Origin of the sequence: Luteibacter sp. OK325 (assembly GCF_003050935.1) — a bacterium.
GTDB lineage: Bacteria > Pseudomonadota > Gammaproteobacteria > Xanthomonadales > Rhodanobacteraceae > Luteibacter.
Genome location: NZ_QAOX01000010.1, coordinates 168,485 through 178,671, shown reverse-complemented (window position 1 = coordinate 178,671; position 10,187 = coordinate 168,485). Strand labels below are relative to the sequence as shown.

The 10,187-nt window shown below is 64.9% G+C and carries 6 protein-coding genes; 4 read left to right on the top strand and 2 right to left on the bottom strand.

Annotated features, from left to right (window positions below; genetic code table 11):
• Positions 1-275 precede the first annotated feature (275 nt).
• The gene (locus C8J98_RS19150; RefSeq protein ID WP_107914999.1) at positions 276-2,417 is read right to left on the bottom strand and encodes a M13 family metallopeptidase; all 2,142 of its coding nucleotides are present in this window, start codon (positions 2,415-2,417) and stop codon (positions 276-278) included.
• 236 nt (positions 2,418-2,653) lie between these two features.
• Between C8J98_RS19150 and C8J98_RS19145 the strand changes: the two genes are divergently transcribed.
• Both C8J98_RS19145 and C8J98_RS19140 read left to right on the top strand, forming a co-directional pair.
• Positions 2,654-4,351, top strand: a complete 1,698-nt coding sequence (locus tag C8J98_RS19145) for an alkaline phosphatase family protein (RefSeq protein WP_107914997.1) — start codon at positions 2,654-2,656, stop codon at positions 4,349-4,351.
• Positions 4,344-5,966 carry a multicopper oxidase domain-containing protein gene (locus C8J98_RS19140; protein WP_233260299.1) on the top strand — a complete coding sequence of 541 codons (1,623 nt, stop codon included), beginning with the start codon at positions 4,344-4,346 and terminating at the stop codon, positions 5,964-5,966. Before C8J98_RS19145 ends, C8J98_RS19140 begins: the two co-directional genes overlap by 8 nt.
• Before the next feature lie 89 nt (positions 5,967-6,055).
• Here C8J98_RS19140 and C8J98_RS19135 read toward each other — a convergent pair whose 3' ends face one another.
• Positions 6,056-7,846: a M14 family metallopeptidase gene (locus C8J98_RS19135; protein ID WP_107914995.1), complete on the bottom strand. Its 1,791-nt coding sequence runs from the start codon at positions 7,844-7,846 to the stop codon at positions 6,056-6,058.
• 155 nt (positions 7,847-8,001) lie between these two features.
• On the opposite strand from C8J98_RS19135, the gene C8J98_RS19130 reads away from it, so the two are divergent.
• Both C8J98_RS19130 and C8J98_RS19125 read left to right on the top strand, forming a co-directional pair.
• Positions 8,002-8,667 (top strand): response regulator transcription factor, encoded by a 666-nt coding sequence (locus tag C8J98_RS19130; RefSeq protein WP_107914993.1) that lies wholly within the window; start codon positions 8,002-8,004, stop codon positions 8,665-8,667.
• Complete coding sequence (locus C8J98_RS19125; protein ID WP_107914991.1) at positions 8,664-10,055, top strand: ATP-binding protein; 1,392 nt, start codon at positions 8,664-8,666, stop codon at positions 10,053-10,055. The genes C8J98_RS19130 and C8J98_RS19125 overlap by 4 nt, the downstream gene beginning before the upstream one ends.
• The last annotated feature ends 132 nt before the right edge of the window (positions 10,056-10,187 follow it).

The following is a 10,187-nucleotide window of genomic DNA, read 5'->3' as shown; positions in this document are numbered from 1 at the left end:
CTGCACTCGCGGCTAAACGACATCCCGCCAGCGCTCTTCGAGCGCCTGGCGGCTCAGGCTCCTACGCAGGTGTCCAGAAAAGCTTGACCACTGCACTTCAGCGGCGATAGCCAGGTTGCCGCGAACCCATCGCCGCTGAAGCGGCTCCCACAAAAGCAGGGGCCACAAAAGCAGGGGCCACAAAAGCAGGGGCCACAAAAGCAGGGCCCGAAAAAAGAAAAGGCGTCGCATTTGCATGCGGCGCCTTCGCGATCAGCATCCTGGCGTCAGAGCGGTTACCAGATCTTCACCAGCTTGTCGCCCGAGCGGACCATCTTCGCGTCCGGCTTGCACTGGAACGCGGTGGCGAAGGAAGCCATGTTGGACGGTGCACCGATAGCGCGCAGCGAAGCCGGTGCGTGCGGGTCGGTGTTGAGGTACAGCATGGCTTGCTTCTCGCGGACGCTGCCGCGCCACACGCGTGCCCAGTTGAGGAAGAAGCGCTGGTCCTGCGTGTAGCCGTCGATCTTCGAGTCCGCTTCCTGCGGGTTCTTCTTCAGCGCTTCCTGCAGGGCGTCGTAGGCAACAGCCGTGCCGCCCAGGTCGGCGATGTTCTCGCCCAGGGTCAGCTTGCCGTTGACGTGCAGGTCCGGCTTGTCCTTGATCGGCGCGTAGTCGTTGAACTGGGCGACCAGCTTGCCGGTACGCTCCTCGAACTTCTTCTTGTCCGCGGCCGTCCACCAGTTCTTGTTGTTGCCTTCGCCATCGAACTGGCTGCCTTCGTCGTCGAAGCCGTGGCTGGCTTCGTGGCCGATGACCGCGCCGATACCGCCGTAGTTGATCGCGTCGTCGCCCTTGGCATCGAAGAACGGCGGCTGGAGGATTGCGGCCGGGAAGTTGATCGTGTTGTCGGTCGGGTTGTAATACGCGTTTACCGTCTGCGGCGTCATGCCCCAGTCGAGGCGATCGGTCGGCTTGCCGATCTTGGCGATGTCGTAGTGGTAGTTGAACTTGCTCGCGGCCTGCACGTTCGTGTAGTAGTCGTCGCCGCCCACGTCGAGGCCCGACCAGTCACGCCACTTGTCCGGGTAACCGATCTTCGGCAGGAAGGTGTTCCACTTCTGGATCGCTTTTTCCTTGGTCTCCGGGCTCATCCAGTCAAGGTTCTCGATGCGGGCCTTGAGGGCATTGCGCACGTTGTCGACCAGCTCGTTCGCGCGCTGCTTGGCTTCCGGCTTGAACACCTTGGCGACATACAGCTGGCCAAGGGCTTCACCCATCGACGAGTTGACGGTACCGAGCACGCGCTTCCAGCGGGGCTTCTGCTGCGGCTGGCCGGCGAGGGTCTTGCCGTAGAAATCGAACTTGTTGTCCTGGAAGGTCTTGGACAGGTACGGCGAGGCGCTGTCGGTCGCGTGGAAGCGCAGGTAGGCCTGCCAGGTGCTGACTGGCGTCGCCGCCAGCATCTTGTCGAACTCCTTGAAGAACTTCGGCTGGGACAGCGAGAAGCCCTTGTCGATCGTGACGCTCTGGGCGGCGAAGAACTTTTCCCAGTTGAAGTGCGGGGTGATCTTGTCCGCTTCGGTCACGGTGACGAAGTGGTACTGGTTCTCCGGCGCGCGTAGTTCGACCGGGGCCAGCGAGGCGGCAGCCAGCTGCGTTTCGAACTTCATCACCGCGTCGGCCTGGGTCTTCGCGTCGGCGTCGGACACGCCGGCGAGGGTCAGGGTCTTGGTGATGTAGTCGACGTAGGCCTTGCGGTTATCGGCCTGCTTGGGATCGGTGTAGTAGTCCTTGGTCGGCAGACCGAGACCGTCCTGCTGGGCGTAGCCGATCTGGATCTTCGCATTCTGGAAGTCGGCGCCCGAGCCGAAACCGAACACGTAGCTATTGCCGTCGGCGAAGCTCTGGTCGAGGAAGCTGACCACGTCGGCGCTGGTCTTCAGCGCGTCGATCTTGGCCAGCTCCGGCTTGAGCGGATCGATGCCGGCCTTGTCGACCACGGCTTCGTTCATGCCCGAGCGATACAGCAGGCCGATCTTCTGCTCGATCGAGCCGGCCTTGGCGTTCGCCGCGCCCTTGTCCATGGCGTCGACGATGTCGTGCTGGGTATTCAGGCTGGTTTCGGCGAGCTGGTCGAAGGCGCCCCAGCGGGTGCGGTCTTCGGGAATCGGGTTGGCGGCGACCCACTTGGCGTTCACGAAGCCGTTGAAGTCGTCGCAGGCGTCGATGCCGGTGTCGATGTCAGCCACGTTGAACGTGGGTGCGGCAGGCGCGGCGGCGGCCGTGGTGGCCGGCGCGGGCGCGGCGCTGCCCGTGGCGGCAGGCTGGTTGCCGCCCGGCGTGGCGGTGTCGGCATCGTTGTGCTGGCTGCAGGCGGTGCCGGCGAGCGCGACGCCGAGCGCCAAGGCGAGCGGCTTCAGGTACTGCTTGGTCATGGGTGTCCCTCTGTCCTGGTGAAAGCGGTGCCCCCGGCACCGGTGGTATCCGAGCATAGCCGCTGGGAACGGCCCGGGGGGCCGACCGTGACGAAGGTCATGGATTGAGAAATTTCGCAAGGTCTTGCGGCTTTTGTCCCCCGACTGTCATGGGCCGTTCTTACGCTGGCCAGACCGCATGACAGGGGATGCGGATTCTTGCAGTCCGGCCGCCACACCTTCCGAGGAGCCTAGTCATGCGCAAGTTACTGGCCGCAGGCATCGCCTGCGTGCTCACTCTCTCCGCCGCTTCCATTGTCGCCGCACAGCAGGTGGCCTCGGCCCCCGCCGATGCGGCCACGACCGCGCTGGGTTTCGGCTTTGGCCACGGCGGTCACGGTAGCGATCCGCGTACCGCCACGCCGATCAAGCACCTCGTGGTGATCTTCCAGGAGAACGTGTCCTTCGATCATTACTTCGGCACCTATCCGCTTGCCGAAAACGGCAAGGGTGAGCCGTCGTTCTATGCGCGCCCCTTTACCCCGCCGGTGAATGGCCTGTCGCATCGCCTGCTGACGAAGAATCCCAACGCGGCCAACGCCGGCAACGCCGACGCGGCGATCAACCCGTTCCGTCTCGCCCGCAACCAGGCCGCCACGGCCGACCAGGACCACGGCTATACCTCGGAGCAGCGCGCCTTCGACGGCGGCAAGATGGATCTGTTCCCGCTGTACACCGGTCACGGTGAAACCCTGCCGGGCGGCGATGCCGCCGAGGAAGGCAAGGGCCAGGTGATGGGCTACTACGACGGCAACACCGTCACGGCCTTTTGGAACTACGCACAGAATTTCGCCATGAGCGACAACCACTACGGCACGGGCTTCGGTCCGTCCTCGCCGGGTGCGGTGAACCTGATCGCGGGCCAGACCGCCGGTGTCATCGACACGCTTAACGGCACGGGTGCCGAGACCGACGACGGCCACGGCGGCCTGACTATGATCGGTGACCCCGATCCGATCGGCGACGTCTGCTCCTCGCCCACGGCGAGCCAGGCGACGATGGGCGGCCGTAACGTGGGCGATCTGCTCAATGAGAAGAAGGTCACCTGGGGCTGGTTCCAGGGCGGCTTCGACCTTACCGTTGCCAATCCCGACGGCAGTACCGGCTGCACGCGACGCACGTTGTCGAAGGTGACCAACACCACCTCGAACGATTACAGCCCGCATCATTCGCCGTTCCAGTACTACCCGTCCACGGCCAACCCGACGCACGCACGGCCGTCGTCCATCGCCGCCATCGGCAAGACGGATACGGCCAACCACCAATACGACCTGCATGACTTCTACGACGCGCTGGACACGGACAACCTGCCGTCGGTGAGCTTCCTGAAGGCCGCGGCATACCAGGATGGCCACGCCGGCTACTCCGATCCGATCGACGAACAGGCTTTCGTCGTCCACGTGATCAACGCGCTACAGCAGAGCGGCCAGTGGAAGGACACGGCCGTGGTCATCGCCTATGACGATTCCGATGGCTGGTACGACCACCAGGAGCCGCCGCACACCAACGCCTCGACGGGCACGACCGATGCGCTCGATGGCGCTGGCCTGTGCAAGGGTCGCGTCACGCTGCCGGGCCTGGATGGCAAGACGCCGGCGCAGGGTCGTTGCGGCTTCGGTCCGCGCCTGCCGCTGCTGGTGGTGTCGCCGTGGGCTCGCGAGAACATGGTCGACCACAGCGTGACCGACCAGAGCTCGATCACCCGTTTCATCGAAGACAACTGGCTCGACAGCAAGCGTCTGGGCGGTGGTTCGACCGATGCCACGGCCGGCCGTATCGACAACATGTTCGACTTCTTCTTCCCGCGCCTGTTCGATCGCAAGCTGATCCTGGACGAGTCGACCGGTCAGCCGAAGCGCCCGCAGTGGCCGTTCGGGAACGGTGGGCATGGTTGATCGCCGTCGCTTCCTGAAGACGGCGGGCTGGATGGCCGCGGCGGGCTCGATCCCGTCGCGGCTCCTCGCGCATGACATGCATGCGATGCAGGCCGCTCCCACGGGCAAGGTCGGCAACGAACTGTGCATGCATCCGATGGGCGATACGACGCACATGCCTGGCCTGGTTGACCCGGGCAAGATGGCGCCGTTCGTCGACCCGTTGCCCATTCCGCCGACACTGCGGCCCACCGCAGGCAAGACGCTCGACGTGCGCATGGCGCAGACCGCGCAGAAGCTGCATCGCGACCTGCCAGCGACCGAACTGTGGACGTATGGCGGCCACTATCCCGGGCCTACGATCGAAGCGCGCACGGGCGAGGCCTTCGACGTGCGCTGGACCAATGCGCTGCCGACGAAGCATTTCCTGCCGGTGGATCACGCCATCTGCGGTGCCGAGGCCGACCAGCCCGAGGTGCGCGCCATCGTCCATCTGCACGGTGCCAGGGTGCCGCGTAAAGATGACGGCTATCCGGAGGACTGGTACGTTCCCGGTAAATCGCGCCAGCACCATTACCCGAATGCACAGGATGCCGCCACCCTGTGGTACCACGACCACGCCATGGGCATTAACCGGCTGAATATGTATGCCGGCCTGATGGGGTTGTACCTGCTGCGCGACGAACACGAGTTGTCGCTTGGCCTTCCTTCCGGCGAGCAGGAATTGCCGCTGGTGCTGGCCGATCGGCTGCTACGTACGGATGGCCGTCTTTACTATCCGGATTCGGGTGACGCCAACGCGCCCTGGGTGCCGGAAGTGTTCGGCAACCTCACGCTGGTGAATGGGGTGATTCTGCCGCGCGCCGACGTGCAACCGAGGCGTTATCGCCTGCGTGTGCTGAATGCCGCGAACGGGCGTTTCTACCATCTGCGCTTCAAGGACGGCCGGCCATTCCACGCCATCGGTTCGGACCAGGGACTGCTTGCCGCACCGGCCAGGCTGACGTCCATCTTCCTTGCGCCGGGCGAACGTGCCGACCTTGTTGTCGACTTCGCTGCGTTGCGGGGCGGCACGGTGGAGTTGATGAACGACGCGCTTCCGCTGATGCGTTTCGCGGTCGGGCAGGGAAATGTGCGTGACGATAGTCGCCTGCCGGACGTGCTGCGTGATTTGCCTCGGGTGACCGAAGCGAGCGCGTCGAAAGCGCGCGAGCTCACGCTCGACGAATACAGCGACTGCGTCGCCACGCCCATGCTCATGCTGCTCAACGGCAAGCGCTGGCACGATCCGGTCACCGAGACGGTGAAGCTCGGCAGCACCGAGATGTGGAGCCTGGTGAACCTCACCGAAGACACGCACCCGATCCACCTGCACCTTGTTCGCTTCCAGATCCTCGACCGCCGTCCGTATGACGTCGACGAGTACATGGAGAAGAAGACCATCCGCTACGTCGGTCCGGCGCAGGACCCGCCGGCGCACGAGCGTGGGTGGAAGGACGTCGTGCAGGCGTATCCCGGCATGGTCACACGCATCGTTGCGACCTTCGACGGCTACGCCGGCCGCTACGCATGGCACTGCCATCTCGCCGAACACGAAGCCAACGAAATGATGCGACCCTTCGAGGTCGTCGCGTAACCAACTGCTCTTGTAGGAGCCGATTCATCGGCGAACCCGCGGCAGCGGGCAAGGTTGCCGCGAGCACCCATTCGCCGATGAATCGGCTCCTACAACAGCCTTAGTGCTTCGGCATCCAGGCGCACAACCGGATACACCCCGACCTTCTGCACGCTGTACCACGGGCTGCGTTCGTAGAAGAACGTAAGCCGCGCACGCGGGCTGGCAGCGAACGTGGCGTCGTTCTTCAGCTTCGCCTCGAACTCCGTTCTTAACGCCGGGTTCTCCGCCATCATCTTCCTCGCCAGTGCCTCGAGGACGCGAGGTTCGCCGTACTCTTTCTGCTCGAAGATGGCATTGAAGTAGCCCCAACGAAGCAGGGAGTCCGGCGCGCGGGCGTCGAGCAGGTTGAGCGCGAGCACGGCATCGGCGTTGTCCGCACGGACGATCACCGTGCCGGCGGGAAGATCGATGTCCTGTTTCGATGACGCGATATGCACGTCCTTCAACATGTGATGGCTTTCGAAAGGCTTGTCCGCCCATTTCGGCGCGGTCATGTCGTCGCGATCTGCGTGCACGCGGACCGCGGTGGTGGTGCGCGTATACGGGATGCCATGCGCATCGAGCCGTTCGATGACATCCGTCCACTGTGGCGGAATCGCCCACGCCGCGGGAATCGAGGCGGAGACATCGGGTAGCAGGTCGTTCCAGTTCCGGATGTCGTAGTTCTTCTTCGTCTTCGGGTCGTACTGCACCCAGAGATCGCCGGACACCTCGCTCTTCGTTTGCGTGAACGCGTAGCCCTTGAGCTTGAACGGGGTCGACTCGGGATCCTGCCTGAAGGTTACTGGCAGTGACGCGCCGGGCTTGCCTGAGAGGGCGGCAGCCCAGGTGTCCGCCTCGTTCGAAGCCTGGAGCAGGGCGGCCGGATCCTTGTTCACATGGTCAAGCACGCTACGCACGACGTCATACGTGGCGCGCACACGCACCTCGTAGGACTTCAGCATGTGCGTTTCGATCAGCAGCCCGGCGCGGTTGCGAATGGCAGCGTAACCGGTCGAAAAGCGCGGGCCGGACCCGAAGTTCTCGATGCCCTTGGTGATGTCGCGGCCATCGCGGAATTCCAGGTAGGGCGCGGCGAGATGGCCGAGCTTCTCGTAGGCGGGGATGGCGTCGCCTTCGTAGGCGGTCTTCTGCCAGGCCGCGATCGACGGCGGAAGCTTGTGCGCGTCTTCGGCGTACCAGGTGAGGTCGTACTGGTAATCCGCACCATCCGTCGTGTGGATGTCGACCAGCAGGTCGGGTTTCCAGGTGTTCCAGAGTTTCAGCCACGCGCGCGTCTCCGGCGCATCGGCCTTGACGTAGTCGCGGTTGAGGTTGAGGTATTGCGACTGGCCACGGAAACCCATCTCGTCCGGGCCGTTCTGGTTGATGCGGTTGTACGGGTTCGAGTTCTCGTGGCCGTCCACGCTGTACACGGGGATGTAGACCAGCACGGCGTGATCGAGCAGGTGCGGCAGGCGGTGCGTCGCGGCAAAGTCGCGCAACAGCATCAGTCCGGCGTCCTTGCCTTCGATTTCGCCGGGATGGATGCCGGCCTGGAGTAAAACGATGGGTTTGCCGGCGGCGCGGGCGCGCTCGGGCGTCAGGTCGCCATCCTTCGCGGCGATGACGACAGTCATGGGCCGGCCCTCTGGCGTCGTGCCGAAGGTCTCCAGGCGGATCGTCGCCGGTGCCGCCTGGGCGAGCCGTTGCAGGAAGGCCTGCGTGTCAGCGTAAGAAGGCGTGGTACGGAATGATGAGGCCTCGGCGGGCGTGGTCCAGGTGTCCTTCGCCTGGATCGTCACAGGCGCCACGGCGATCAGGGCGAGGAGAAGGCGTGCGGGGAGGGTCGCAGGCATTGCAGCATCCGGCAGGAGAATCCGCCCATTGTGTGATTTTTTCCGCGCCGTCGCGAATCATGGCCGGCTTCCAGGCCGATTGACCGGCGGGCCTAAGGCGACACTAAGCTCGGTGCACGGATACTATCGGCCGTCACCGCCACAGGGCTGCCCTCTTGCATATCATCCTTGTCGAAGACGACGCGCAGCTTGGTGATGCCATCCGCAGGGCGCTGGAACGGCTGGCTTACACCATCAGCTGGTTTCGTGACGGTAACGAAGCGCTGGCCGCCATGCGCGACCACGAAGCCGACCTGGTGCTGCTTGATCTCGGTTTGCCCGGCAAGGACGGCATGGATGTCCTGGTCGAGGCGCGGCAGTTGCGCGTGACCACGCCGGTGATCGTCATGTCGGCCCGCGAGGCCCTGGACTCGCGTATCCGCGTGCTCGACGCCGGGGCCGACGACTACCTGGTCAAACCGTTCCATCTGGACGAGCTGGCCGCGCGCATCCGCTCGCTCGCGCGGCGTGTGCGCGGCGATTCGGTCAATCGCATCGAGGCCGGTGCGCTGAGCCTGGACCTGGGCAGCTGCGAGGTCACCTGGCATGGAGACAAGATCGACCTGACCCGGCGCGAGTTCTCGTTGTTGCAGGCGCTGATGGAGCGCGCCGGGCGTATTGTCCGGCGCGAGGCGCTCGAAGCTTCGCTCTACGGGCCCGAGGCCGCCATGAGCACCAGCGCGCTCGAGGTGCTTGTGCACGCCCTGCGACGCAAGCTCAGCCACGATGCGATCCAGACCGTGCGTGGTTTCGGCTACATGGTGCCGCGGGAGCCGAAGTGAAGCCGCTCAGCCTGCGCTCGCATCTCCTGGTCCTCATCGTCATCGTGCTCGCCGCCGTGCTGCTGCCGCTGGGTATGCTCAGCGCCAAGCGCACCCTGGAAGAAGTGGACGAGCTCTCCGATGGCCGTCTCGCCCAGTCGGCACGTACCCTCGAAGTGCTGGTCGGTCGGATCGGTGTGGACCAGCTGCGTCACCAGCGCGCCGCGCGCCTTCTGGTGCCGAGCATGTCCAATCATCCGCAGGAAGTGATGGTGCAGGGTCGCACCTACGAGTCGGAGGTGGGCTTCGAGGTGTTCGACCGCGACGGCACGCTGCTGCTGGCCACGGAGAACCTTGCACAACTGCCGAATACGCCCGCCGCCGACGGCGAGTTCGATGACGTGGTCAGCGACAGGCACACCTGGCGCGTATTCACCCTGATCATGGAGGACGAGGGCATCACCATCCGCTCGGGTGAGCGCTACGACAGCCGGCACGAGATCACTCGCGCGCTGTGGGTGGAACACGGCCTGCCGACCTTTCTCGGTCTGCCCCTGCTCGCCGTGCTGGTGGGCTGGGCGATTCGCCGCGGTCTCCGCCCGCTGGAGATGCTGGCTCGCGCGCTTTCGCGCCGTGAGCCCGGTAGCCGTGAGCCAATCCGCCTGGATCACGCCCCGACCGAGCTGAAGCCCGTGGTCGACGCGCTCAACGGGCAGATTGACCGCCTGGAAAGCGCACTTGCGCGCGAACGGCGCTTCAGTGCCGACGTCGCCCACGAGCTACGCACCCCATTGGCCTCGACCATGATCAATCTCGAAAACGCGATGGCTTCAGCCCAGCCGCACGAGGCCCAGGCGGCGCTGGAAGCGGCGCGCGAATGCCTGGTGTCGCTCGCCCGGCGCACCGAGCAATTGCTTGCGCTGGCCCGCCTGGAAGTCGGCGCGGCCTCGGGGCCCCGCAGTCGCATCGATCTGGGTGAACTGGCCCTCGAGGTCGTCGAAGAGCTCGCGCCACTGATCGGCCGCGGCGGCGTTGAGCTGAGCATCCGGGCATTACCCGAGAATCTCATCATGGAAGGCTACGGCGTCGCCCTCGGTGCCTTGTTGCGTAACCTGTTGGAAAACGCCTTCCGGCATGTGCCTGCAGGCGGCCACGTGGAGCTGTCGGTCACCCGCGATGACGACGAGGCAATCATTGAAGTCGTCGACGACGGCCCCGGCATTCCCGCCGAGCGCCGCGCCTCCATGTTCACCCGCTTCCAGCGCGGCCTCGACGCACAAGGCGAGGGCTACGGCCTTGGCCTTTCCATCGTCCAGCGCGCCGCCGAACTGCACGCCGCGAAAATCCAGTTGCTCGACGCCGATCCCGGCCCCGGATTACGCGTAGTAGTAACGCTAGCGCTCCTGTAGGAGCCGCTTCAGCGGCGAACCCTCGCCGCCGATCCCGCGAACGACGCCATGCATCGCAACGGCGCCGCAAGTACGAAATCTCCAATCCCCATAACAAACGCCGGCGCATACTCAGGGGCCCCCATGTGGAGC

What these genes read in the sequence shown, in the direction of transcription:
- C8J98_RS19140 (WP_233260299.1), top strand. Translation starts at nt 4,344, where the DNA reads ATGGTTGATCGCCGTCGCTTCCTGAAGACGGCGGGCTGGATGGCCGCG.
- C8J98_RS19145 (WP_107914997.1), top strand. Translation starts at nt 2,654, where the DNA reads ATGCGCAAGTTACTGGCCGCAGGCATCGCCTGCGTGCTCACTCTCTCC.
- C8J98_RS19135 (WP_107914995.1), bottom strand. Translation starts at nt 7,846, where the DNA reads ATGCCTGCGACCCTCCCCGCACGCCTTCTCCTCGCCCTGATCGCCGTG.
- C8J98_RS19150 (WP_107914999.1), bottom strand. Translation starts at nt 2,417, where the DNA reads ATGACCAAGCAGTACCTGAAGCCGCTCGCCTTGGCGCTCGGCGTCGCG.